This is a genomic window from Kribbella sp. CWNU-51, from assembly GCF_054073265.1.
This window is the reverse complement of record NZ_JBSXMZ010000023.1, coordinates 66539-90166: the sequence shown is the minus strand read 5'-3', so window position 1 is coordinate 90166 and position 23628 is coordinate 66539. Positions and strand designations below refer to the sequence as shown.

Annotated in this window: 23 protein-coding genes; 15 read left to right on the top strand and 8 right to left on the bottom strand. The window is 69.2% G+C overall.

Annotation, left to right across the window (positions count from 1 at the left end; translation table 11 throughout):
• The first annotated feature begins 19 nt into the window (after positions 1-19).
• Together ACXC9Q_RS24225 and rpsA are read left to right on the top strand one after the other, a co-directional pair.
• Positions 20-910, top strand: coding sequence for a phosphotransferase family protein (locus ACXC9Q_RS24225; protein WP_457058943.1), 891 nt, complete (start codon positions 20-22; stop codon positions 908-910).
• Positions 911-1160: 250 nt separating this feature from the next.
• The gene (rpsA, locus tag ACXC9Q_RS24220; protein ID WP_328521547.1) at positions 1161-2639 is read left to right on the top strand and encodes a 30S ribosomal protein S1; all 1479 of its coding nucleotides are present in this window, start codon (positions 1161-1163) and stop codon (positions 2637-2639) included.
• A 77-nt stretch (positions 2640-2716) separates the two neighbouring features.
• Here rpsA and ACXC9Q_RS24215 read toward each other — a convergent pair whose 3' ends face one another.
• On the bottom strand, positions 2717-3310 hold the full coding sequence (locus ACXC9Q_RS24215; protein WP_457058942.1) for a hypothetical protein: 594 nt from the start codon (positions 3308-3310) through the stop codon (positions 2717-2719).
• An 87-nt stretch (positions 3311-3397) separates the two neighbouring features.
• Between ACXC9Q_RS24215 and coaE the strand changes: the two genes are divergently transcribed.
• From coaE to uvrB, 6 genes are all read left to right on the top strand, one after another.
• Positions 3398-4015, top strand: a complete 618-nt coding sequence (gene coaE / locus ACXC9Q_RS24210; RefSeq protein WP_457058941.1) for a dephospho-CoA kinase — start codon at positions 3398-3400, stop codon at positions 4013-4015.
• A gap of 206 nt (positions 4016-4221) precedes the next feature.
• Positions 4222-5358 (top strand): PrsW family glutamic-type intramembrane protease, encoded by a 1137-nt coding sequence (locus tag ACXC9Q_RS24205; protein ID WP_457058940.1) that lies wholly within the window; start codon positions 4222-4224, stop codon positions 5356-5358.
• Positions 5355-6416: a hypothetical protein gene (locus tag ACXC9Q_RS24200; RefSeq protein WP_457058939.1), complete on the top strand. Its 1062-nt coding sequence runs from the start codon at positions 5355-5357 to the stop codon at positions 6414-6416. The genes ACXC9Q_RS24205 and ACXC9Q_RS24200 overlap by 4 nt, the downstream gene beginning before the upstream one ends.
• Positions 6413-7303: a hypothetical protein gene (locus ACXC9Q_RS24195; RefSeq protein ID WP_457058938.1), complete on the top strand. Its 891-nt coding sequence runs from the start codon at positions 6413-6415 to the stop codon at positions 7301-7303. Before ACXC9Q_RS24200 ends, ACXC9Q_RS24195 begins: the two co-directional genes overlap by 4 nt.
• Before the next feature lie 34 nt (positions 7304-7337).
• Positions 7338-8141 (top strand): hypothetical protein, encoded by an 804-nt coding sequence (locus tag ACXC9Q_RS24190; RefSeq protein ID WP_457058937.1) that lies wholly within the window; start codon positions 7338-7340, stop codon positions 8139-8141.
• 47 nt (positions 8142-8188) lie between these two features.
• On the top strand, positions 8189-10294 hold the full coding sequence (gene uvrB / locus ACXC9Q_RS24185) for an excinuclease ABC subunit UvrB (RefSeq protein WP_457058936.1): 2106 nt from the start codon (positions 8189-8191) through the stop codon (positions 10292-10294).
• Between the two features lie 4 nt (positions 10295-10298).
• Here uvrB and ACXC9Q_RS24180 read toward each other — a convergent pair whose 3' ends face one another.
• On the bottom strand, positions 10299-11228 hold the full coding sequence (locus ACXC9Q_RS24180; RefSeq protein WP_457058934.1) for a carbon-nitrogen hydrolase family protein: 930 nt from the start codon (positions 11226-11228) through the stop codon (positions 10299-10301).
• A gap of 67 nt (positions 11229-11295) precedes the next feature.
• On the opposite strand from ACXC9Q_RS24180, the gene ACXC9Q_RS24175 reads away from it, so the two are divergent.
• The 4 genes from ACXC9Q_RS24175 (at position 11296) to ACXC9Q_RS24160 (ending at position 15895) form a co-directional block, all read left to right on the top strand.
• Positions 11296-11664, top strand: a complete 369-nt coding sequence (locus tag ACXC9Q_RS24175; protein WP_457058933.1) for a VOC family protein — start codon at positions 11296-11298, stop codon at positions 11662-11664.
• Between the two features lie 12 nt (positions 11665-11676).
• Complete coding sequence (locus ACXC9Q_RS24170; protein WP_457058932.1) at positions 11677-12036, top strand: MmcQ/YjbR family DNA-binding protein; 360 nt, start codon at positions 11677-11679, stop codon at positions 12034-12036.
• Between the two features lie 251 nt (positions 12037-12287).
• Positions 12288-13400 carry a TerC family protein gene (locus ACXC9Q_RS24165; protein ID WP_457058931.1) on the top strand — a complete coding sequence of 371 codons (1113 nt, stop codon included), beginning with the start codon at positions 12288-12290 and terminating at the stop codon, positions 13398-13400.
• A 395-nt stretch (positions 13401-13795) separates the two neighbouring features.
• Complete coding sequence (locus ACXC9Q_RS24160; protein ID WP_457058930.1) at positions 13796-15895, top strand: lytic murein transglycosylase; 2100 nt, start codon at positions 13796-13798, stop codon at positions 15893-15895.
• Positions 15896-15900: 5 nt separating this feature from the next.
• Here the strand turns inward: ACXC9Q_RS24160 and ACXC9Q_RS24155 are convergent, their stop codons facing one another.
• The 6 genes from ACXC9Q_RS24155 to ACXC9Q_RS24130 are packed head-to-tail and all read right to left on the bottom strand — an operon-like array spanning position 15901 to position 21016.
• Complete coding sequence (locus ACXC9Q_RS24155) at positions 15901-16164, bottom strand: hypothetical protein (RefSeq protein ID WP_457058929.1); 264 nt, start codon at positions 16162-16164, stop codon at positions 15901-15903.
• On the bottom strand, positions 16161-16952 hold the full coding sequence (locus tag ACXC9Q_RS24150; RefSeq protein ID WP_457058928.1) for a class I SAM-dependent methyltransferase: 792 nt from the start codon (positions 16950-16952) through the stop codon (positions 16161-16163). Before ACXC9Q_RS24150 ends, ACXC9Q_RS24155 begins: the two co-directional genes overlap by 4 nt.
• A 29-nt stretch (positions 16953-16981) precedes the next feature.
• Positions 16982-18265: an ADP-ribosylglycohydrolase family protein gene (locus ACXC9Q_RS24145; protein ID WP_457058927.1), complete on the bottom strand. Its 1284-nt coding sequence runs from the start codon at positions 18263-18265 to the stop codon at positions 16982-16984.
• A 23-nt stretch (positions 18266-18288) separates the two neighbouring features.
• Positions 18289-19155 (bottom strand): C40 family peptidase, encoded by an 867-nt coding sequence (locus tag ACXC9Q_RS24140; protein WP_457058926.1) that lies wholly within the window; start codon positions 19153-19155, stop codon positions 18289-18291.
• On the bottom strand, positions 19152-20216 hold the full coding sequence (locus tag ACXC9Q_RS24135) for a mandelate racemase/muconate lactonizing enzyme family protein (protein ID WP_457058925.1): 1065 nt from the start codon (positions 20214-20216) through the stop codon (positions 19152-19154). The genes ACXC9Q_RS24140 and ACXC9Q_RS24135 overlap by 4 nt, the downstream gene beginning before the upstream one ends.
• Positions 20213-21016, bottom strand: coding sequence for a serine hydrolase (locus ACXC9Q_RS24130; RefSeq protein ID WP_457058924.1), 804 nt, complete (start codon positions 21014-21016; stop codon positions 20213-20215). The genes ACXC9Q_RS24135 and ACXC9Q_RS24130 overlap by 4 nt, the downstream gene beginning before the upstream one ends.
• Positions 21017-21058: 42 nt before the next feature.
• On the opposite strand from ACXC9Q_RS24130, the gene ACXC9Q_RS24125 reads away from it, so the two are divergent.
• From ACXC9Q_RS24125 to ACXC9Q_RS24115, 3 genes are read left to right on the top strand one after another with little or no spacing between them, the layout of a single operon-like run.
• A complete protein-coding gene (locus ACXC9Q_RS24125) occupies positions 21059-21988 on the top strand; it encodes a cobalamin biosynthesis protein (protein WP_457058923.1) in 930 nt (309 codons plus the stop codon).
• Complete coding sequence (locus tag ACXC9Q_RS24120; RefSeq protein WP_457058922.1) at positions 21979-22659, top strand: phosphoglycerate mutase family protein; 681 nt, start codon at positions 21979-21981, stop codon at positions 22657-22659. Before ACXC9Q_RS24125 ends, ACXC9Q_RS24120 begins: the two co-directional genes overlap by 10 nt.
• Positions 22650-23627, top strand: coding sequence for a DUF3500 domain-containing protein (locus ACXC9Q_RS24115; RefSeq protein ID WP_457058921.1), 978 nt, complete (start codon positions 22650-22652; stop codon positions 23625-23627). The genes ACXC9Q_RS24120 and ACXC9Q_RS24115 overlap by 10 nt, the downstream gene beginning before the upstream one ends.
• The last annotated feature ends 1 nt before the right edge of the window (position 23628 follow it).

Below are 23628 nucleotides of genomic sequence, written 5' to 3'. Positions count from 1 at the left end.
AACTCTAGTGTTCGGCTGTATGAGCGACTTCGCGGCCAGTGCGGTCCCCCTGACAGGCGGGTACGGCGGTCAGACGTATGCGGTCAGCGCCGGCGGCGAGGACGCCGTACTGAAGTTGTATGTGAAGGACCCTGGGCGGGCTGCTGTGGACGCGGCGCTCCTCCACCTCGTCCGCGGGCTGTTGCCCGTTCCGCGAGTACTGGACACCAAGCGCGAGGGATCTGCCGAGGACCCGCCTTATCTGCTGACCGAGCGGCTGCCGGGAGTGAACCTGCAGCTCTATCTGGAGACAGCGGGGGAGGACGAGCGCCGGACGGTCGGGGAGCAGCTGGGTGAGCTGCTGGTGCGGCTGAGCGGGATGCCGTTCCTCACCTTCGGGATGTTCCGTGACGGCGAGTTGGCGATCGAGCCGTTCGGGATGGGCGACCTGGAGCGGTACGTCGCGGGCCTCGACCTGGGGCTGAGCCCTGAGCAGTCCGAGCGGTTCGCCGGTGTGATCGCCGAGGCCGAGGACGTGCTGGCCGACGGAGTGGACCGGGTCTGCCTGGTGCACAGCGACTTCAATCCGAAGAACCTGCTGGTGGACCCGGCGACCGCGCGGATCACCGGGCTGATCGACTGGGAGTTCGCCCACGCGGGATCGCCGTACACGGATCTGGGAAACCTTTTCCGGTTCTGCGTGGACCCGGTGCTGGCCGGGGCGGTGCTGAGCGTGCTGCGGGGGAGCGGGCCGGCGCTCGGCGAGCCGCTGGTGGACCTGGGCCGGGCGGCCGATCTGTGGGCGCTGCTGGACCTCGCCGCGCGGTCGACCGAGCACGAGGTCGCGGCCGCCGCGCACGACCTGGTGGCCCGAATGGCGGACACGAGTACCCTCTCCGGAGGACGACCCGCCCTGGACGTCGTACATTGAGATGGATGGCACGTCGGGAGACCTCGGCGGGCGGCCGGTAGGCACCGGGTGCCCCAGGTTGTGCTGCCTTCGTCAAGACCGGTATTCTGTCAGGTGCGCTATGGGCCCGCGCGACCTCGGACGGAGCAGGCTCGTGCTCGCAGCAGTCGGTGGTGAATCTGTGCTCTTCAGGCAATCCAGCGGTTTGATGCGATCCAACGGTTCATGACGCGACCGCACAACACCACCAGTCCACGGAGCAACCCACCACATGACGGCCAGCATCGAGGCACCTCTCGACCCCGCAGTACGCAGCACCCCGCAGGTAGCGGTCAATGACATCGGGTCGGAGGAAGACTTCCTCGCGGCGATCGATCAGACCATCAAGTACTTCAACGACGGCGACATCGTCGAGGGCACCATCGTCAAGGTCGACCGGGACGAGGTCCTGCTCGACATCGGTTACAAGACCGAAGGCGTCATCCCCTCCCGCGAGTTGTCGATCAAGCACGACGTCGACCCGAACGAGGTCGTCAACGTCGGCGATCACGTCGAGGCCCTGGTTCTCCAGAAGGAGGACAAGGAAGGCCGTCTGATCCTCTCGAAGAAGCGCGCCCAGTACGAGAAGGCCTGGGGCACGATCGAGAAGATCAAGGAAGAGGACGGCGTCGTCACCGGAACCGTCATCGAGGTCGTCAAGGGTGGTCTCATCCTGGACATCGGCCTGCGCGGCTTCCTGCCGGCCTCCCTGGTCGAGATGCGCCGGGTCCGCGACCTCCAGCCGTACGTCGGCCAGGAGATCGAGGCCAAGATCATCGAGCTGGACAAGAACCGCAACAACGTGGTCCTGTCCCGCCGGGCGTGGCTGGAGCAGACGCAGTCCGAGGTGCGGATGAACTTCCTCACCCAGCTGCAGAAGGGCCAGATCCGCAAGGGCGTCGTGTCCTCGATCGTCAACTTCGGTGCGTTCGTGGACCTCGGCGGCGTCGACGGTCTGGTGCACGTGTCCGAGCTGTCCTGGAAGCACATCGACCACCCGACCGAGGTGGTCGAGGTCGGCCAGGAGGTCACCGTCGAGGTGCTGGACGTCGACATGGACCGCGAGCGTGTCTCGCTGTCGCTGAAGGCGACCCAGGAAGACCCGTGGCAGCAGTTCGCCCGGACCCACCAGATGGGCCAGATCGTGCCCGGCAAGGTCACCAAGCTGGTTCCGTTCGGTGCGTTCGTCCGCGTGGAGGAGGGCATCGAGGGTCTGGTGCACATCTCCGAGCTGGCCGAGCGGCACGTCGAGATCCCGGAGCAGGTCGTCCAGGTCAACGACGACGTCATGGTCAAGATCATCGACATCGACCTGGAGCGGCGCCGGATCTCGCTGTCGCTGAAGCAGGCCAACGAGGGTGTCGACCCGGTCTCGGACGACTTCGACCCGACGCTGTACGGCATGACCGCGACGTACGACGACCAGGGCAACTACGTCTACCCCGAGGGCTTCGACCCGGAGACCGGCGAGTGGCTCGAGGGCTTCGACAAGCAGCGTGAGGAGTGGGAGCGGCAGTACGCCGAGGCCCACGCGCGCTGGGAGGCCCACAAGAAGCAGATCGAGGACGCCAAGACGGCGGACGTCGAGGCCGGCGAGGCGTCGACGTACTCCTCCGCCGCGGCTCCGAAGGACGACGCTCCCGTCGAGGGCGCGCTCGCTTCCGACGAGGCGCTGCAGGCCCTCCGCGAGAAGCTGACCGGCCAGGGCTGATCCTGACCGGATAAGTAAGGCCCGAGACCCCCGCATCCCCGTACTGGATGCGGGGGTCTCGCCTGTCCGCGGGTGGGTCAGTCGTAGGGGAGGCGGGGCTTCTTCCGCTTACCGAAGTCGATGCCCCAGCGTCCGCGGCCCTCGCCCTTGAGCTGACTCTTGAGCTCGATCACCTGCGCCCGGGCCGGGCTCGCGGAGAAGAAACCGACCTTGTACGGCTCGTTCGGCGCGCCTGCCTCCCACGCCGGCACCTGCACCTCGCCGTACCGGACCATTCGGACCGGTAGGTCTTCGCCGGCCCGGATGCGGGCCGCGTCCTGCGCACAGGCCGGCACTCGGCGGGTCGGTCCGCTGGCCGGCGTCCAGACGACATCTGTGCTCGACGGTCCGTGCTGCGGGTTGAAGAAGCACGGCGTACGCCGCTCCGGCAGGGGAGCGCCCGTGACCCGGGCCCGGGCGCACGCCAGCGCGTACCGGCCGGCGGTGAGGGTGTCGACCACGGTGCTGACCGACTCGGCCGACGTCAGGTGGTCGACCATCCGTTGGGCGGACTCGTAGGCATCGAGCGCGGTCTGGTAGTCCTGCCGCGTCTCGGCGTCGAGTTCGCCGGTCCGGACCTCGCCGAAGCGCGCGAGCTCCTCACCGAACTGGACCATGTCCTCTTCGGCCATCAATCGCACCTGCCGCAGGTCGACCGCGCGCCTGCGTCGCAACCACCCCATACGCCATGTTAGGCATTGACTGGCTAAGGTGCTGGCGTGCTGAGAGTGGGACTGACCGGTGGGATCGGGTCCGGGAAGAGTGCTGTGTCGTCGCGGCTGGCCGCTCGTGGGGCGGTTGTGATCGACTCCGACGTACTCGCGCGCGAGGCGGTCGCCAAGGGGACCGACGGGCTCGCGGAGGTGGTGGAGGCGTTCGGGAACGACGTACTGACCGCCGAGGGCGAGATGGATCGGGCGGCGCTCGGGCGGATCGTGTTCGGTGACGAGACTGCGCGGCGGAGGCTCGAGGCGATCGTCCATCCGCGGGTTCGCTCCCGGGCCGCCGAGATCGAGGCGCAGTCGCCGGCCGGCGCGATCGTCGTCCATGACATCCCGTTGCTGGTCGAGACCGGTCAGGCGGATCGGTTCGATCTCGTCCTCGTGGTCGATGCGCCGCTCGACGTACAACTGGAGCGGTTGACGTCGGAGCGCGAGATGGCTGACACGGAAGCCAAGCAGCGGATCGCCAGTCAGGCGTCCCGGGAGGACCGGCTCGCGGTGGCGGATGTCGTGATCGACAACTCCGGCACGCTCGCCGAGCTGGACCGCCGGATCGACGAGGTGTGGGCCACACTCCAACGACGCGCAGGCCACGGTCCGGACACGAAAAGGTGACCCTCGCGCGGTAAATGATGACTCCGGGACCTGCTGTACGAGAATCTGTCCCGGTTCGGCCCGGGGTGATCGGGCCGTGACCACCGACGGCGCGCCCCGCGCCGGTCCGGAATGATGTCCGAGGTTGGGAGGATGGCGTGGTTTGTCCGCGCTGCAACTCTGACGTCCCCGAGGTGTCGCACTTCTGCCATCACTGTGGCAACGACGTGCGCTCCGGGGATGCGGAGCGGAAGAAGGCGTACGCCGCCAGGCCCGATGAGCCGGTCGCGTCGTTCAAGCTGGTGTCCACGATCATGCCGCAGGGCTCGGGTAAACAGCCCTACACGTACAAGGTCGCGCTGGGCGTCGCCCTGCTGCTGACCGTCGTGACGGCCGCGCTCGGCGCGTTGCCGGTGGCCATCATGATCGCGGCGTTCGCCATTCCGATCGTGTACATCCTCTACCTGTACGACGTGAACCTCTGGGAGGACGAGCCGATCCCGGTCGTCGCCGCGGCGTTCGTGCTGACCGGCGTCCTGGCCGCGGTGTTCACCTGGCTCTGGTCGGACAAGCTCGCGCTCTCCCTGGACACGATCGGCGGCAACCACGCCGGCCCGTCCGGGCGCGACCTGCTCATCCTGCTCCTGCTGGTGCCGGTGGTGTCGGAGCTGATCCGCCAGATCGGCCCGCTGTACCTGGCCTCCCGGCCGCGGTACGACGACCTGATGGACGGCTTCACCTTCGGCGTGGTGGCCGGTGTCGGCTATGCGTGCTTCGAGACGCTGGTGCTGCACTGGGGCTGGATCAGCGGCGGCTTCGCCGGTCCGGGCAGCAGTGCCGGTACGTGGATCTCGATCGTGGTGCTGCACGGCTTCATCAAGCCGCTGATCTACGGATCGGCGACCGGCCTCGCGGGTGCGGAGTTCTCCGGCCTGGGCGAGGGGTACGACGGCTTCACGCCGCGCTGGGTGTTCGCGGTGCTGCAGGCGATGGTGGTCAACGCGCTGTTCCAGGGCGGTGTCTACCTGCTCGGCTTCGTCGGCGGCCACGGCTCGACCATCGGCGCGATCCTCGGTGTGGTCTGGGGCCTGCTGCTGCTCGGCGCGCTGATCATCCGGGTGCGGACCGTACTGCACAAGGGTCTGCTCGAGGCGGCGCTGGAGTCGGCCGCGCGCGGTGGCTCCAACCACGCGTCGGGCGATCTGGCCTTCTGCTCGCGTTGTGAGATGCCGCTGCTGCCGCACTCCGACTTCTGCTCCGCGTGCGGCAACTCGGTGCGCTCCGTGCCGAAGTCCGCCCGCGGCCTGGCGGCCGTGGCGGGTGCGAGTGGCTACGAAGCGACGACTGGGGAGATGCAGGCATGAGCAACCAGCAACCGCCCTACGGCTCGGCCGGTCAGCAGCCGTACGGCGGCCAGCCGGGCCAGCAAGGTCAACCGGGCCAGCCGGGTTACGGCCAGCAGCCGGGCCGGCCGCAGGGTCAGCCGGGCTATGGCCAGCCGCAGGGCCAACCGCAAGGGCAGCCCGGGTACGGGCAGCAGCCGCCGCAGGCTCAGCCGGGGTACGGGCGCCCGCCGCAGGCACCCCCGGGATACGGCCAGCAGCCGGGCCAACCGCCGTACCAGGGGCAGCCGGGTCAGCAGACCTTCCCCGGTCAGCAGCCGCCGTACCCGAGCCAGCAGCAATACCCCGGCCAGCAGCAGTACCCGCAGCAGCAGGGCTACCCGGGCCAGCAGCAGCAGTACGGCGGCGGCCAGCAGCAATGGGGTCAGTACGGCGGCCGCTCCCCGCGCGGCAAGGGCGGTAACAAGATCCTGTTCATCGCCGGCGGCGCGTTCGCCGTCGTCGCGGTGATCGGCGTCGTCCTCGCCCTCATCTTCAGCGGTGGCGACGACAAGAAGGCGGAGCCGGACCCGCAGCCGACGACCAGCCAGAGCAACAACCAGCCGACCCCCAACGTCGACGAGGGCATCGAGGTCGCCGAGGGCGTCTTCGTGAAGCCCCAGCCCGGTTACATCCGCAAGAGCCTGGACAAGTTCACCGGCGTCTACCTGCTCAAGCAGGGCGAGGCCTACTTCATGGTGAACGCTTGGAAGGCGGAGGCCGACGAGAACACCGCGACCGTGCTCCCGCAGCTGCTGACCGCCGAGACCAAGGACCTGTCCTCGGTCAAGACGGGCCAGCCGAAGGAGAGCAAGCCGGGTCCGGACGACAAGACCGACGTCAAGGTCGTCACCACCCAGAGCTTCGACGCGGTCTCCAGCTCCCAGAACGGCAGCCTGCCGGTGGTCGGGTTCGTCGGCGTGATCGAGCGCAACGACGGCGTGATCACGATCATCCGGGTGTACGGGCGCAAGGACAAGGTGTCCACGATCCAGCCGGACTCGACGGCGATGCTGCAGTCGGTCGTCAAGAGCCAGTGAGCGGGAAGCGCGACAAGGGTTCCGGAACGGACAACCCCTGGGTCAACCAGCCGGGTCCCGACGCGGACGACGCGGCAGAGCCGACTGAACCGGATCTGCCGCCGTCGCCGTGGAACTTGGAGGTGCCACCGCCGCCGTCGCCGTGGGGTGACCCGAACACCGCCGGGCCGGGACCCGGACCGGCGACGGAGACGAGTTCGGCGTGGGGCGACAAGGTCGGGCCGCCGTCGTTGCGGCGGCCGCCGCCGGAGAAGAAGGGGCCGCGGGTCCCGCCGCTGCTGATCCCGATCGGCGCCGGCCTGATCGTGGTCGTGCTGGTCGCGGTCGCGCTGGTCCTGCTGTCCGGTGGCGACGACAAGACCGCGGACCCCACTCCGAGCCAGTCGCCGGCGCCGACCGCGAGTACGCCGACGACGTCGTACCAGCCGCCGGCCAACGCGATCGCGGTCGGCTTCGGCGTCTCCGTCGTACCGGTGGAGGGCTGGAGCCTGCTGGCGAAGGAGACTCGCGGCAAGGAGCTGGTCACCTACGCACCGAACGGCGATCCGCGGGCGTTCTTCTGGGTCCGGCAGAAGGAGAACGTGACCGCGCAGGCGTACGTGCTCGGCATCGTCGAGGGCGAGACCGAGAACGAGATCGCCCAGCTGGGCAACGTGCGGAACCTGCCGTGCCCGAAGGACGTCTTGGAGGAGTGCGTCGCGATCAGCTACACCTCCACCGCGAAGGACAAGACCGGCGCGGACGTGCGGGTCCAGGGCTACGTCGAGGCGTACCGGCGCAAGGACAAGGTGGTCACCGCGCTGGACTTCCGGACCCGGGTCGACTTCGCCCCGAAGGCCGAGGCCGACGCCGAGACGATGAAGAAGTCCGTGCTCGACAGCCTGTGATGACGAAACCAGAGACACACCGCGAGGAAGAGCTATGAGTCAGCAGTACGGGCCGCCCCCGGGACCGCCTCCCGCCCCCGCTCCTGGCGGCTGGGGACCCGGACCGGGTACTCCGGGTCGTTCCGGTCCTGGTGGCTGGGGTCCGGGGCCGAGCCGGCCGCAGGACCGGCCGGGCAAGTCGAGCCGGAACCAGTGGATCATCATGGGCTGCGCCGTCCTCGCGGTCGTACTCGTCGCGGTCGGCGTGGTCCTGCTGGTGACCGGCGGCGGCAAGGACACGGACCCGGTCACCCAGCAGACCCCGGATCCTGTCGGCACGCTGTACACGCCGTCTCCCACGCCCACACCCAACGACTCCAAGGGTCCGAACGACATCGGTGTCGAGGTCGGCTGGGGCGTCTGGTTCACCCCGGCCAAGGGCTGGCTGCCGGACTGGGACAAGTCCAAGGGCGGGAAGAACTACATCCTGCAGCAGTTCAACGCGCGCGGCCTGATCGACGGGTACTACTGGGTCCGGCAGACCGAGTTGTACGACGCGAAGGGGTTCGCCGAGCACCTGGTCGACATCGAGTCGAACGGCATGCAGGGCGTCCGGATCGGCAAGGGCGTGGCGTGTAAGCCGGCCACCCCGGCGGTCAAGGCCTGCTACGCGCTGTCGTACACCGGGGTGTGGGTGGCCAAGAACGGCAAGAAGATCGCGATGCAGGGCTTCGTCACCGCCTACCAGGACCAGTTCGACCGCGTCACCGCCACCGACGCCGCCCTCGAGACCCGCGTCTACAAGCGGCGCGTCAACGAGCTGATCTACATGAACAATTCGGTCGTCAAGAGCTTCTGACCTGCGGTTTTTAGAAACTGTCGGCGGCGCGCCGTACGGTGGAGGGCATGAGACAGGTCTCGGATCTCCAGCGTATGGTCGCCCCGCTGAAGGTGGTGTCCGATTTCGATCCGGCCGGTGACCAGCCGGCCGCGATCGCGGACCTGGAGCGGCGGATCAACGCCGGCGAGCAGGACGTCGTCCTGCTGGGCGCCACCGGCACGGGTAAGACCGCGACGATCGCCTGGCTGGCCGAGAAGATCCAGCGCCCGATGCTGATCCTCCAGCCGAACAAGACCCTCGCCGCCCAGTTCGCGAACGAGTTGCGGCACTTCTTCCCGCAGAACGCGGTCGAGTACTTCGTCTCCTACTACGACTACTACCAGCCGGAGGCGTACGTCCCGCAGACGGACACCTACATCGAGAAGGACTCCTCGATCAACGAGGAGGTCGAGCGGCTGCGGCACTCGGCCACCTGGTCGCTGCTGACCCGCCGCGACGTGGTCGTGGTCGCGACCGTTTCCTGCATCTACGGCCTGGGCTCCGCCGACGAGTACCTGAACCGCATGATCCACGTGAAGGTCGGCACCGAGATGGACCGCGACGGCCTGCTCCGCAAGCTCGTCGGGGTGCAGTACGCGCGGAACGACCTGGCCGGCACCCGCGGCACGTTCCGGGTCCGCGGCGACACGCTCGAGGTGTTCCCGGTGTACCAGGAGCTCGCCGTCCGGGTCGAGTTCTTCGGCGACGAGATCGAGCGGGTGATGACGCTGCACCCGCTGACCGGTGAGGTGATCAGCGAGGAGGACGAGGTCTACATCGGCGCCGCGACGCACTACGTGACCGCGCCGGAGCGGATGGAGCGCGCGATCACCTCGATCGAGGCCGAGCTGGAGGAGCGGCTGGCCGAGCTCGAGCGCGGTGGCCAGTTGCTGGAAGCCCAGCGGCTGCGGATGCGGACGACGTACGACATCGAGATGATGCGTCAGATCGGCACCTGCTCCGGTATCGAGAACTACTCGCGGCACACCGACGGACGTGAGGCCGGTACGGCGCCGCACTGCCTGCTGGACTACTTCCCCGAGGACTTCCTGCTGGTCATCGACGAGTCGCACGTGACCGTGCCGCAGATCGGCGGGATGTACGAGGGCGACATGTCCCGGAAGCGGACGCTGGTCGAGCACGGGTTCCGGCTGCCGTCGGCGATGGACAACCGGCCGCTGCGCTGGGAGGAGTTCCTGGAGCGGATCGGCCAGACGGTCTACCTGTCCGCGACCCCGGGGCAGTACGAGCAGGACAAGTCGGACGGGTACGTCGAGCAGCTCATCCGGCCGACCGGTCTGGTCGACCCCGAGGTGATCGTGAAGCCGACCAAGGGCCAGATCGACGACCTGATCCACGAGATCCGCGGCCGCGTCGAGCGGAACGAGCGGGTCCTGGTCACCACGCTGACGAAGAAGATGTCGGAGGACCTGACCGACTACCTGCTGGAGATGGGCATCCGGACCAGGTATCTGCACAGCGAGGTGGACACTCTGCGCCGGGTCGAGCTGCTCCGCGAGCTGCGGATGGGCGAGTACGACGTACTCGTCGGCATCAACCTGCTGCGTGAGGGTCTCGACCTGCCGGAGGTCTCGCTGGTCGCGATCCTGGACGCGGACAAGGAAGGCTTCCTGCGGTCGGGCCGGTCGCTGATCCAGACCATCGGCCGCGCCGCCCGGAACGTGTCCGGCCAGGTGTTCATGTACGCCGACAAGATCACCCCGTCGATGGAAATGGCGATCGACGAGACGAACCGGCGCCGTGCCAAGCAGATCGCCTACAACGAGGCGCACGGCGTCGACCCGCAGCCGCTGCGGAAGAAGATCGCCGACATCACCGACATGCTCGCCCGCGAGGACGCCGACACCGCCGAACTGCTCGGTTCGGGGCGGACGCAGTCGCGCGGCAAGGCGCCGGTGCCGGGCGGCGGCAAGGCGAAGGCGGGGGAGAAGGCCAAGGAGCTGGCCGGCGGTCTGCCGTCGTCCGACCTGGCCGACCTCATCCAGCAGCTCACCGACCAGATGCACAACGCGGCGGCCGAGCTGCAGTTCGAGGTCGCGGCCCGCTACCGCGACGAGATCTCCGAGCTCAAGAAGGAGCTCCGCCAGATGACGAACGCGGGGATGAAGTAGCCGGCTACTGATTGGGTACGACGGTGTGCTGCGGCGACTCGTCGGCGAACAGGGTGAACACGTCCGGCCGCGAATAGTGGCCGACGGCATCGAAGTCGAACTTGCCCCGATCCAGGTCGCCGAGATCGAGCTCCGCCACGAGGACACCCTCGCCGCCTCGTAGCGGGCCGGCGAGGATCTCGCCGAGCGGGGAGACGATCACGCTGCCGCCGTCGATCAGGACGGTCGCCGGCGCGTCGCCCTGGATCGGGTGGACGTCGTCGGGCAGGTCACCGCGGGTGAGGTACTGGTTCGCGCCGATCACGAAGCAGCGGCCCTCGAGTGCGAAGTGCCGCATGGTCGCCTGCCACTGATCGCGATCGTCCACCGTCGGTGCGCACCAGATCTCGACGCCCTTCGCGTACATGGCCTGGCGGAAGAGCGGCATGTAGTTCTCCCAGCAGATCGCCGCGCCGAGCACACCGAAATCGGTGTGCACCGCGGGCATGGTCGAGCCGTCGCCCTGCCCCCAGAGGAAGCGCTCGGCCGCCGTCGGCATCAGTTTGCGGTGGTGCGCCACCAGCCCGTGCCGCGGGTCGATGAAGACGGCGGTGCAGTAGAGCGTCCCGCCATCGCGTTCGATCACGCCGGCGACGAGGTGAACACCGAGTTCCGCCGCGAGGTCCGCCAGCCGGGCGATCTCCGGACCGGACAGCTGAACGGCGGCCTCGCGGTAGCGCCGGAAGACGTCGCGCCCTTCGGGTGATCGGGAGCCGACCGTCACGCCGAAGTCGAGCCCCTTCGGATAGCCGCCGAGGAACGTTTCGGGCAGCACGATCAGCCGGGCGCCGACCGCGGCGGCCTCGCGCACGTACCGCTCGGCCTTGGCCAGGGTCGCGGGCGTGTCGAACAGGGTGGAACCCGCTTGTACTGCGGCGACGACAACGGAAGTCATGCCGAGCAGCGTAGTTCTGTCCGCGACGGGGTCTACTGTGCCTCTCAGAGCCACCAGGGGAGGAACCATGTTCGACCACTTGTCCTTGCAATGCGACGACGTGGACGCGAGCCGTCGCTTCTACGAGACGGTCCTGACACCGCTCGGCATCGGTGTGTCGATGGAGTTCGGCGACGTCCTCGGGTTGGCCGGGCAGGACGGCGTACCGAAGTTCTGGCTGGGGAAGACGACCACCGGGGGAGCTCAGCGGGAGATCCACCTGGCGTTCACGGCTCCCAACCGCGCGACCGTCGACACCGTGTATCGCGCGGTCCGGGAGCTCGGGGCCGAGGTCCTGCACGAGCCTCGCGAATGGCCGGAGTACCACGCCGGCTACTACGCGGTCTTCATGCGCGACCCCGACAGCAACAACGTCGAGGTCGTCTCCCACAGCTGAGAGGAGCACGCGATGGCGAGGCTGAGTGGGGACGACATCCTCGCGCACTGCCTGGGCAAGCCGGGTGCCTGGCAGGACGAGCCGTGGGAGGGGGATGTCGTCGCGAAGGTCGGGGACAAGATCTTCGCGTTCCTCGGTGGCGGCGAGGGCGTCGGGCTCAAGTGCGGCGCCAACCGGGACGAGGCGGACGAGCTGGTCGACACCTATCCCGGCGACGTCAGCAAGATGGCGTACATCGGGCGCTCGGGGTGGAACACGGTGCGCCTCGGCGGCACCGTCCCCGACGACGAGATCCTCGAGCTCATCGACACCTCGTACGAGACGATCGTGGCCAAATTGCCGAAGAGCAGACGTCCGGTAGTCGATCACTGATCACTCGGCGCGACTATTCCCCGAACCGGCTGTGATCATTTCGACAGCCGGACACGGTGTCCCGGATTTGGAGACTCGTACGTCCACCCGTCAGAATGGTGGTGGAGAAGGGGAGTATTCCTTCGCGGCGGCATCGTCATCACGGTCAAGGGCTTGTGTCCCGCGCCCGGTGCCCCCGGCCAGGCTCACTCCGTGAGTCCGGCGGAAGAGACCTTCGGAGTCCTGTTTCGTCTGAGCTCCGGAGGTTTTCTGTGGACGTTGCTGACTACGTTTGGTACATCACCGTCGGCGTCCTGCTCGCGCTGCTGGCCTTCGACGTTTTCATCATCGGCCGCCGCCCGCACGAGCCGACCACCCGTGAGTCGGCCACCGCGATCGCGTTCTACGTCGGTCTGGCGGTGCTCTTCGGCCTCGGGGTCTGGGTATTCTCCGGCGGCAACTACGCGGGGGAGTTCTTCGCCGGCTGGCTGACCGAGTACAGCCTGAGTGTCGACAACCTGTTCATCTTCCTGATCATCATGGCCAGGTTCGGGGTGCCGAGGAAATACCAGCAGACCGCGCTGCTGATCGGCATCATCCTGGCGCTGGTGTTCCGCGGCATCTTCATCGCGGTCGGCGCGGCCGCGATCAACGAGTTCTCCTGGATCTTCTACCTGTTCGGCGCGTTCCTGGTCTATACCGCGATCCACCTGGCCAGGCAGGGGGAGAACGACGACGAGGACTTCAAGGAGAACGCGGTCATCCGGTTCGCCAAGAAGCGGCTGAACGCCACCGATGAGTACAACGGCGTCAAGCTCACCATCCTGAAGAACGGCAAGCGACTCGTCACCCCGATGGCGATCGTGATCATCGCGCTCGGCACCACCGACCTGCTGTTCGCGCTCGATTCGATCCCGGCGATCTACGGCCTGACCCAGGAACCCTTCCTGGTCTTCGCCGCGAACGTGTTCGCGCTGATGGGCCTGCGGCAGCTGTACTTCCTGCTCGGCGATCTGCTGAAGCGCCTGGTCTACCTCTCGATCGGCCTGTCGGTCGTGCTCGCCTTCATCGGTGTGAAGCTGGTCCTGCACGCGATGCACGTCAACGAACTCCCGTTCATCAACGGCGGCCACCACATCGACTGGGCCCCCGAGATCCCGATCTGGTTCTCCCTCGGCTTCATCATCATCACCCTCGGCATCACCACCGTCGCCAGCCTCCGCAAGTCCCGCACACTGGAGGCCGAGGCCGAGGCCGAGGCTACGGCGACCACCCCGGAAGCCTCGCCCGGCCCGTCGGAGCCCGAGCTCGACCCGAAAACCAAGGCCGAACTCGACGCGATCCGTCCGCCAGAGCCCCACGACTCAGACGCCAAGAACTCCTGATCCGACCTACCCACGTCGCCCCGGACCTCCGGTCCGGGGCGACGCCTCTGTGCCAGTGCCGCGTCAAACAGGGCTGGGGAGGTAATCCGCAGTGCCCCCGAAGCCGGCCCTGGCGGCCAGGTGCGGGGTTCACCCCTGATCTGGACCCTTCACCCCAAGTACGCGGTGGGGGAACGGTGCAGCTGGGAGGTTCTCCCCGCAAATTGACCCCGCGCGGAAGCCAAGTGCGGTAACGACGTCGTCGTTTCTTGGCGAGGCACCCGAGCGCTCGCCCGCACACCGTTCGTCCTACCAGCGATCTGGTGTGGACGGACCGATCCGGGGTGCGGTCTGCCCCGAACCGCTGGGGAAGGCGGGGTCTGCTTCGACAGCGGACTGGCGGAGGGATCGGGATCATGCGAGTGCCCGAAGTGCACAAGCTCATCGAGCGACACGGACGTGACCGGGGACGGTATCGCCGCGGCCGGTCGGCGGCCCAGAATCACTGGCAGGTGGCGGGTTCGGTCGCCGCGGTGGTCACCCTCGCCGCGTCGGCGACCGCGCAGCTCCCGGACCGCTCGGAGAGCGGCGGGTACGACGCGGCCGGGGCTGCGGAGGCGTCAGCGATGGGGCGTACGGTGCTGCCGGAGGACGCACCGGCCGATCCGTTCGTCGATGACGAGGTGCTGGACGAGTTGGTCACGCCGGAGCAGCTGGTGGCGGTCCCGGTCGGGCCTGGCCGGGTCGCGAAACCGGTGCAGATGGTGCTCTCGGGTGCGCCGGTGATCAGGACGCTCGGCGAGAGCGGAATCCCGGACGTCGCCGTGCGGGCGTACAAGAAGGCCGAGGCACGGTTGGCCGTGACCGACCCCGGCTGCGGGGTGCCGTGGACGCTGCTTGCCGCGATCGGACGAGTGGAGTCCAATCACGGACGCTTCGGTGGTGCACAGTTGCGCGACGACGGCTCGGCGACCCGGCGGATCCGCGGCATCCCGCTCGACGGCCGGCCGAACGTCGCGCTGATCCGCGACTCCGACGGTGGCGCGCTCGACGGCGATGCCGTGTACGACCGCGCGGTCGGGCCGATGCAGTTCATCCCGTCGACGTGGCGCGCGGTGAACGCGGACGGCAACGGCGACGGGTTCGCCGACCCGAACAACATGTTCGACGCCGCGCAAGGCGCTGCCCAGTACCTCTGCACCGGTACGTCGAACCTGCGCGACCCGGCCCGTGCAGCCCAGGCGATCCGGCGCTACAACAACGCCGACTCCTACATCCGTCTAGTGCTCGCGCTGGCCCGGATCTACCAGACCGGCCGAGTAATCGGTCTGCCGTCGACCGGCGAACTCCTCCCCGACGAGACCGACAAACCGCTGGCGCTACGCCCCTGGCCGACCACTGCGCCGCCGGGGGTTGGCTCCTGGCCCACCCACGTGCCGCCGGCGCGTCGCTCCTGGGCCACAGGCGCGCCGCCGGGGGACACGGTGCTCGCCAAGCCCGCTCCGACGCAACAGACCGAACCCGCGGCGCCACCACGTGCGGTGAACCGCCCGCAGACGACGAACCCGCCGCCCAACCAGCCGAACCCGCTCGCTCCCCGGCCCAGCAAGACCGCCGCTCCTAAACCAGCCCCGACCACGGTCGGCCCCCTGACCACCAAGACGAGGCCGTCCGAACCGGCCCTGCCTCAACCGCCCAAGCCGGTCCCGACTCAACCGCGCGGATCGAAGCCGTCCGGGCCGAAGGCGACTGAGCCCCGACCGTCCGAGCCAGATCCGACTCAGCCGAAGCCGTCCGAGCCCAGACCGTCCGAGCCGAAGCCGTCTCAGCCGCAGGCGTCCGAGCACCAACCGTCCGGGCCGAAGGCGACCGAGCCCCAATCGTCTGAGCATCAACCGTCTGAGGCCGAGCCGACTCAGCCGCCCGGGCCGACGCCGTCGCAGCCGAACGCGACTGAGCATCAGCCGTCCGAGCACGAGGCGACTCAATCGCCCGAGCCGAAGCCGTCTCAGCCGCGGACGTCTGGGTCCGGGTCGGCGGGGACTGGATCACCCAAGTCGACACCGTCCGCCGAACCCACCCTGGAGCGGAAGCCGACGACGGCCGCGGTCGGCTGGGCCCCGGCGATGCGCCAAGTAGTCGGCCGAGCCCTTGCCCGACCCGGCTGCCCCCAAGCCCGCACGCCACATGCCCCCACCCCGCAAGCCCGCACCCCCGAAGCCCGCACCCCGCAAGCCCGCACCCCGCAAGCCCGCACCCCGCAAGCCCGCACCCCGCAAGCCCGCACCCCGCAAGCCCGCACCCCGCAAGCCCGCACCCCGCAAGCCCGCACCCCGCAAGCCCGCACCCCCAAAGCCCGCACCCCGCAACCTGATGATCAGCGCCCCGGGACCTGCGCCGCCGGTTCGGGGCAACCGTCCCCGGCCCGGGACGACAAGTTCCGGGAACGGTGCACACCGCAGCTCGTGTGTAAGGCCCCAAGCTCCCCGCGTCCGTCGGCCGCGCCCGGGCGCTGAGCGACTCAATGGCGCTTGCGGCGGTCCGCCTTCGACTGGGCGCGGCGGCGCTTGCGCTCGCGGCGTGCACGGTCCTGCTCGGTGTCCGTGTGGTGGTGGTCGGTACCGCTCGGTGACGCTGTCTCTTCGCCGGCCTTCGTGCGGGCGTTGCGGATCAGGACGACGACCACACAGAGGATCGCCAGCCCCGAGAAGATGAACACGTACCACATGCTGAACCCCTCCCGCTCGCTGTCGATTCTCGGCGGGATCAGCGGTGGGGACCTCATCCGTTGTGGATGGCTGCCGCCGCGGTGAGCCGGGCCACCCAGAGTTCTTCGGCCGGCCACTGCGAGGCCCAGGCGGTGCTGACGATCTCGTAGTACGGGTGGTCGGGTGCGTCCGGTGGGGCGTAGAGCTCGTGCAGGGCTTCGACGCTGAAGCCGGAGCGGCGCAGGAGGCGGATCCAGTCGCCGTGGGAGGGGTGGAACTCGGCGCCGCCGCCCGGCCAGCGGACGTGGTACGCGGCGCGCTGTCCGCGGTGGAGGCTGTCGGTGGCGACGCCTTCGTGGTCCGGTACGCAGAGCGCGGACAGCAGGCTGTTGGTGAGGAACACGAGTCGTCCACCGGGCCGCAGTACTCGGGCCGCCTCGGCGAGCCAGCGTTCCGGGTCGCACCACGCGGCGGCACCGTGTTCGCTGACGACGAGGTCGAAGGAGGCGGTCGCGAGCGGCACGTGCTCGGCATCCGCCTGCACCAGCGGGAAAGAGGGTCCGGTACGGCGCTGCAGCGCGCGAGCCGTCCGGAGTTGTTCAGCCGACAGATCCACGGCGACCACGCTGGCCCCGGATCGGGTGAGCCAGGCCGAGCAGTACGCCGTACCGCAGGCCAGCTCGAGTACCTCGAGGCCGTCGACCTCCCCGAGGACGCCAAGATGCCGCTCCGGTACCTCGAACAACCCCCACACCATCTCCGGCCTGGACCACAGCCCCTCCGCGGCCGGACCGGTGAAGTGCTCGTTGACCAGCGCCCACAGCTCGCGGTTCAAGGCGATCTCCTCAGCCCGCTTCCCCTCCATCCAGCCAGCGTAGGCGCGAAGCGTGCTGATCAGCTCTGCGAGAGGGCCTTGCGTACGGCGAGGGTTCGGGTGGTCAGTTCGTCGATGGTGATGCGGTCGAATCCTCGGACAGCGCTGCGGACGATGCGATTGCCTTGGGCTACCAGGTCGGCGGGGACGGCGGACGCGCCGTGGAGGGCGCCGAAGGTGCTGCCGACGGTGGCGGCGTTGGAGTCGGTGTCCCGGCCGGCGGAGACCGACAGGCCGAGAGTACGGCGGTAGTCGCCGTCGCCCCAGAGCAAGGCGATGCTGATGATCGCCGCGTTGTTGAGAGTGTGGACCCAGTTGTAGTCGAGAGCCGAGTCGACCCAGTCGAGGGCTTGCTCAGCGGTGGCGCCGTCGGTGTGCAGCTCGAGGACGGCACGTTGGCTGACGGCCAGCCGCGAGTTCGGCGGGACGACCTCGACGGCGACGCGGAGCGCGTCCGCGGCCGAATCGGCGACGAGTGCTTGGGCGACCAGGGCGGCGGCCCACTGTGCGCCGTACAGGCCGTTGGCGGTGTGGGACAACGACGCGTCGACCAGCGCGAGCCGGGCGGCCTCGGCGGGGTCACCCGGGTTCGCGTAGCCATAGGTGTCGACGCGGATCAGGGCGCCGATCCACTCCCGGTAGGGGTTGCGGACCGTGGCCGTCAGCGGTGGCCGGAGCCCCGCGACAAGGTTTCGGTAGGCGACGCGCTCGGCCGTGTAGGTCTGGGTGAACGGCATCCGGTCCAGCCACTCGCGGGCGACGTCGTCGGTCGTCAAGCCGCGCCCGTACCTCTCCAGCAGGTGGAGCCCGAGCATGGTCCAGTCGATGTCGTCGTCGCGCGGGATCGCGTCGAACCGCCCGTCCGACGCCTCGCCGGCTGACGGATGCGGCCGGAGCCCGTCGGGTGGTGTCTCCAGATACGGCACGAATCCGGTCAACGGCCACGCATCGGCCGCTCGCAGGTAGGTCTGCACGTCCGCCCGGGACAAACCCTCCACCGGTTTCCCCATGGTGTTGCCAATACAGCGCCCGAGCCACGCGCCGCTGATCCGGTCCGCCAGCGTGTCCTCGTCGACCGGTACCGCTGGCAACTCCACGGATGCTGCCGGCGGTTCGTCGTACGGCCAGTCCGTCGCCCGCTCGAGGACGGCGAGCTCGGTCTCCACCGTGGCGAGCGTGGTCAGGTCGTCGTCAGCGGCAGCCTGCCGGGCTCGCGCCAGCAGGTCCGCGGCGGGATAGCCCGCGCTGAGCCGTTGCTCGGCGTCGTCCGGAACCAGGTCGCGCGGATCCAACGCGTTGTGCACAACATCTCCTGCGAAAGTGGCGGTCAGAAGCGTGCGGCGGTGACCAACGTGGCTCGGCGGTCGTCGGTCAGGGGTGCGTTCTCGAGCTTCTTCCCCGTCTCGGAGGCGTGCAGCATGCCTTCGGCGGAGACGAAGCCGACGTGATGGACCTGCTGACCAGGGCGGCCGAAGAAGTAGAGGTCGCCGGGCCGAGCCTCGTCGACGGGGATGTCCTCCAGCGCGGCAGCCTGGTCGTGGGCGTCCCGCGGCGTCCGCAGGCCGAGGACGCGCCCGACCGCGTGGATCAGACCAGAGCAGTCCAGTCCGTACGCGGACGTACCACCCCACAGGTATTCGAGGCCGAGGAACATCGACCCCAGCCGGAGTCGGTCCTCCGGAGTCGCCGGGTCCTCGACAGGCCGCAGTACGTCGTCCGCCAGCCAGCCGGACCCGTCATCCGGGGTGGCGACCCGCGTGTGCCCGTCCGCGTGCTCGATCGACGCCAGCACGGTCCCGAACGACAGTTCGGTCAGCGCGGCACCGCCAGGCTCGGCGGTCAGCGATGCCGTCGGTACGGCGATCGCGACCGGAGCCGAGGCGCTGCCCGGCAACTCACCCAGGTGGCTCGACGGGACCCAGCCCGGGTAGCCCAGCTCGTCCTGGGAGGACGGCTGCCACGGGGCGACGATCTCGGACCAGCCGTCCCGTTCGGAGCGGACCAGCACGGGCTCGGCGAACAACAGCTGGGTCAGGGTCCGGCCGTGCAGGCCGAGGCGCGTTTCGGTGTCCATGGACTTGGCCCAGGCGGCCACGTCGGGCCGGGCAGCGGTGGCCGGGGCGTCGATGTCACGCGGCGCATCCGGCGAAGTCCACACGGTACTGACCGGGACTTTGGCGGCGACTAGCTTCATACGGTCAAGCCTGTCACGCCGAGCCCGGGAGCCGAAGGCAGGTGGATCAGCGAGCCTTCATAACGAATGCCGCCGGCCACCGGAGCCTCGCGAAGCCACCACGCCGCGTCCAGGTCGTTGACCGCCGTCGTCGGGTACGCCGACACCAGCGCGGCCGCCGCACCGACGCCGACGTGGCTCTCCATCATCGAGCCGACGATCATGCCCAGACCGTGTTCCCGCGCCAGCTCGAGCAGCGTCCGCGCCGGACCGAGCCCGCCGCACTTGGCCAGCTTCACGTTGACCAGGTCCGCGGCGCCCTGCCGGATCACCGCCACCAGATCGCGTACGCCGTACACCGACTCGTCGGCGAGGATCGGCGTACCGACCCGATCGGTCACCCACGCCATCCCCTCGAGGTCGGCCGCGACGACGGGCTGCTCGACGAGCTCGATGGCGCAGCCCGCGTCCTCCAGCGCACGGATCGCGGTGACCGCGTCCCGTCGCGACCAGCCCTGGTTGGCGTCCAGCCGGAGTGTCGGTCCCGGGCCGATCGCCTCGCGGACCCGCCGGACCCGCTCGACGTCGGCCTTGGCGTCGGTGCCCACCTTGACCTTGAGTACGTCGAAACCGTCCGCGACCCGGGCTCGTCCGGCGGCCGCTAGCGCCTCAGCGTCACCCACCGACAGCGTCACATCGGTGCGTACGACGTCGACCGTCGACCCGAGGAACCCGTGCAGCGTCTGACCACGACGGCGCGCGGCCAGGTCGTGCAGGGCGACGTCGACGGCCATCTTGGCGCCGAAGTTGCCGGCGGCGGCGTTCTGCACGCGGCGCAGTGCCTCGGTCAGGTCGTCCGGGCCGAGACCATCGAGTGCGGTCGTGATCGGGCCCTCGACGCAGGCTTGGGCGCCGGCGAGCGAGTCGCCGGTCACCTTCCAGACCTGCGGCGCCTCGCCCCAGCCGCTCAGCTCACCGTCGCTGATCTCGACCAGCAACGAGTCAGCGTGCGTCGCCGTCCGCAGAGCCGTCACGAACGGTGTGTGCAGCGGCGCCGACACCAGGTGCGTCGTGATCTTCACCGGATCGTCTCCAGGTCGTGCCGGTGATTCCAGGCTTCGAGGGCGATCGCGGCGATCAGCTTCTGTGCCTCGGAGTCCGGCAGGTCGGACGTCGTACACACGACCAGGACGAACGGGTCCGCATCCGGGGGCCGGACGATGCCGCCGTCGTGCCGGATCCGGGTGTCCCAGCCGTTCTTGTGCTCGACCCGCGTCCCGGCCGGCAGCAGGGCCGGGATTTCGCCGTTCCACTGGTTGCCGGCCAGGAGATCCCGCAGGTAGTCGTCCTTCTGGTTGCTGACCGCAACCAGTACGCCGGCGAGTCCGGCCGGGCTCATCGTGTTGCTGATCCCGGCCCGCTGAGCGGCGGCGTCGTCGATCCCGCGCCGGATCGCGCTGTCCCCGGGTCCGTACTCCGCGAGCACCGCGTGGGCGGCGTCGACGCCGACCTGCTCGAGCACGAGGTCGGTCGCCAGGTTGCTGGAGCGGGTGATCATCTCGCTCGCCAGCCAACTGAGCGGCACCGGCGTACCCAGCTTGGTCCAGGTCGCGGGCGCCTCGTCCTCGTCCGGATTCACCCCGAACCGTCCGCCGGCCGCGGACGCGAAGTCGTTGTGCACGTTCACCGGCTGGTCGAGCGTCAGCTCACCCGCCTCGATCTTCCGCAGCATCGCCATCGCCACCGGCAGCTTCATCGTGCTGGCCGCGTAGTGCGTCCGCTCCGCCGCGTGCTCGAACACCGGTACGCCGTCCAGCCGTCCGAGCCAGACCCCGAACTCCCCGCTCCCGTCGACCTCCCGGAGCAGCTCCGCGATTCCCATGCGGATCACCCAATCACAACCCCACCTGGCAGACTGCCGAGGGTGTCCAGGGCTCTCGGCATCCTCCTCGGGTTCGCCGCCGACCGTGTCCTCGGCGACCCGCGGCGCTTCCACCCGGTCGCCGGCTTCGGCCAGGCCGCCGCCCGGCTCGAGTCTCGCTGGTACGACGACTCGCGCGTGACGGGTACGGCGTACGCGACCGTCCTCGTCGGTACGGCGACCGCCGCCGGAGTCGTCGCCGAACGGCTCACCCGGAATCGTCCGATTGTCCACACGATCGTCACCGCGGCCGCGACCTGGACCGTGCTCGGCGCGCGCAGCCTGGAGCGTGAGGCCGAGGTGATGGCGGGGCTGCTCGAGGAGAAGGACATCCCGGCCGCGCGAGACCGCCTCAGCCACCTCTGCGCCCGCGACGCGACCGACCTGGAAGCCGACGAGCTCGCTCGCGCGACCGTGGAGTCGATCGCCGAGAACACGTCCGACGCGTGTGTGGCGCCGCTGCTGTGGGGCGGTGTGCTCGGCGTACCCGGCCTGCTCGGTTACCGCGCGGCCAACACACTGGATGCGATGGTCGGCTACAAGTCGGCGAAGTACCTCAACTTCGGCTGGGCATCGGCGCGGCTGGACGACGTACTCAATCTGCTGCCCGCCCGGGTGTGCGCGCTGCTCACCGGACTCGTGGCGGGGCGGCCGCGGCAAGCGGTGACCGTTTGGCGGCGGGATGCGCCCAAGCATCCGAGTCCGAACGCCGGACCGGTCGAGGCTGCGTTCGCCGGGGCCCTCGATCTGACGCTCGGCGGGACCAACAGCTACGGGTCGTATCAGGAGGACCGTGGCACGCTGGGCGACGGACCCACGCCGGCGGTTGCCGACGTACGCCGTACCGCCGCGCTCGCCCGGCGCGTCGGAGTCGCGGCGGCGGGGGTCGCCGCAATGCTGGCAGTACGGCGGAAAGGGACACGATGGATCTGAGTCGGCGGCCGTTGCGGATCGCACTGATCCGGCACGGCGAGTCCGAGGCCAACCTGGACAAGACGATCTTCGAGCGCGTCCCCGACCACGGGATCCCGCTCACGCCGCATGGGCACGAGCAGTCGGCCAAGGCGGGGAAGGAGCTGCGGGAGCTGTTCGAGGACGAGCCTGTCCGCGTGTACGTCTCGCCGTACCTGCGAGCTCTGCAGACGCTGGACTCGCTCGGGCTGGACGATCTGATCGGCCTCGCCCGCGAGGAGCCGCGGCTGCGGGAGCAGGACTGGGCCAATTATCAGGACACCGCGGACATCGAGCAGCAGAAGGAGCTGCGGAACCGCTACGGGCACTTCTTCTACCGGTTCACGGACGGTGAGTCGGGCGCGGACGTGTACGACCGGGTGTCGTCGTTCCTGGAGACCATGCACCGCGACTTCGACACTCCGGACGCGCCGCGCAACCTCCTGCTGGTGTCGCACGGGCTGACCATGCGGCTGTTCTGCATGCGCTGGTTCCACTGGTCGGTGCGATTCTTCGAGACGCTGCGTAACCCGGGCAACGCCGAAACACGCGTCCTGCTGCGGCAGCCGGATTTCCAGTACAAGCTGGACCGGCCGTTCGAACAGTGGACGCACGACGAACCGACGGAACGGGAGCGATCGGCATGGTTGTAGAGCAGACCCGGGAAGCGGTCCTCGAGCTGCTGGCGAGTCTTTCGCCCGCCCAGCTCGACAAGATCGAGGCGGCGTTCGACACGCCGGATCACCATCAATGGACGTATCTGCCCGGTGCCGTTCCGGGCCTGCCGCTGCACGAGCTGTCCGCGGCGCAGGAGGCCCTCGTCGTGCGCCTGCTCGGCCTCGTCTACAGCGAGCGCGGTCTGGCCGATTTCCGCGGGGTGATGGCCGCCGAGATCATCGTCCGCGGCCTCGCCGATCCGATGGAGGTCGCGGAGGTCGGCGGCTGGGCCGGCTCGACGGTCGGTGATCGCTACTACCTCCGGGTCCTCGGCGACCCGGCCGGGTCCGGGCCGTGGGCCTGGCGGCTGAACGGTCACCATCTCGCGCTGCACGTCACGCTCGTCGACGGCGCCATCTCGTTCACCCCGCAGTTCTTCGGCTCGAACCCGGCGGAGGTCCGCACCGGCCCGCACGCCGGGCGACGGTTCCTTGCCGCGGAGCAGGACCTCGGCTTCCAGCTCCTGCACGCCCTCGAGCCGGCCCAGCTGTCCGTCGCGCTGGTCTCCGACGCGGCGCCGGACGACATCCTGACCCGGCACGACCCGGTCGCCGACGCATCCCTGCTGCACCGCGGGCTCGCGTACGGCGACATGACACCGGAGCAACGTCAACTCCTGAGCCTCCTCATCGGTCAGTACGTCGGCCGCGCCGCCGGACCGATCGGGCTGCAGACCTGGCAGGACATCACCGACCAAGGCATCGAACGCCTCACCTTCGCGTGGGCCGGCGAGACCGAACCCGGCGTCGGCCACCGCCACTACTACTCGATCGCCGGCCCCACCTTCCTCGCCGAGTACGACAACACCCAGGACAACGCCAACCACATCCACTCCGTCTGGCGAGACCTCCGCAACGACTGGGCCACCGACCTCCTCGCCGCCCACTACGCGATGCATCGCTGAC

Coding starts and splice junctions, on each gene's coding strand:
- ACXC9Q_RS24225 (WP_457058943.1), top strand. CDS start 20: ATGAGCGACTTCGCGGCCAGTGCGGTCCCCCTGACAGGCGGGTACGGC.
- rpsA (WP_328521547.1), top strand. CDS start 1,161: ATGACGGCCAGCATCGAGGCACCTCTCGACCCCGCAGTACGCAGCACC.
- ACXC9Q_RS24215 (WP_457058942.1), bottom strand. CDS start 3,310: ATGGCCGAAGAGGACATGGTCCAGTTCGGTGAGGAGCTCGCGCGCTTC.
- ACXC9Q_RS24200 (WP_457058939.1), top strand. CDS start 5,355: ATGAGCAACCAGCAACCGCCCTACGGCTCGGCCGGTCAGCAGCCGTAC.
- ACXC9Q_RS24190 (WP_457058937.1), top strand. CDS start 7,338: ATGAGTCAGCAGTACGGGCCGCCCCCGGGACCGCCTCCCGCCCCCGCT.
- uvrB (WP_457058936.1), top strand. CDS start 8,189: ATGAGACAGGTCTCGGATCTCCAGCGTATGGTCGCCCCGCTGAAGGTG.
- ACXC9Q_RS24180 (WP_457058934.1), bottom strand. CDS start 11,228: ATGACTTCCGTTGTCGTCGCCGCAGTACAAGCGGGTTCCACCCTGTTC.
- ACXC9Q_RS24175 (WP_457058933.1), top strand. CDS start 11,296: ATGTTCGACCACTTGTCCTTGCAATGCGACGACGTGGACGCGAGCCGT.
- ACXC9Q_RS24170 (WP_457058932.1), top strand. CDS start 11,677: ATGGCGAGGCTGAGTGGGGACGACATCCTCGCGCACTGCCTGGGCAAG.
- ACXC9Q_RS24160 (WP_457058930.1), top strand. CDS start 13,796: ATGCGAGTGCCCGAAGTGCACAAGCTCATCGAGCGACACGGACGTGAC.
- ACXC9Q_RS24155 (WP_457058929.1), bottom strand. CDS start 16,164: ATGAGGTCCCCACCGCTGATCCCGCCGAGAATCGACAGCGAGCGGGAG.
- ACXC9Q_RS24150 (WP_457058928.1), bottom strand. CDS start 16,952: ATGGAGGGGAAGCGGGCTGAGGAGATCGCCTTGAACCGCGAGCTGTGG.
- ACXC9Q_RS24140 (WP_457058926.1), bottom strand. CDS start 19,155: ATGAAGCTAGTCGCCGCCAAAGTCCCGGTCAGTACCGTGTGGACTTCG.
- ACXC9Q_RS24130 (WP_457058924.1), bottom strand. CDS start 21,016: ATGGGAATCGCGGAGCTGCTCCGGGAGGTCGACGGGAGCGGGGAGTTC.
- ACXC9Q_RS24120 (WP_457058922.1), top strand. CDS start 21,979: ATGGATCTGAGTCGGCGGCCGTTGCGGATCGCACTGATCCGGCACGGC.
- ACXC9Q_RS24115 (WP_457058921.1), top strand. CDS start 22,650: ATGGTTGTAGAGCAGACCCGGGAAGCGGTCCTCGAGCTGCTGGCGAGT.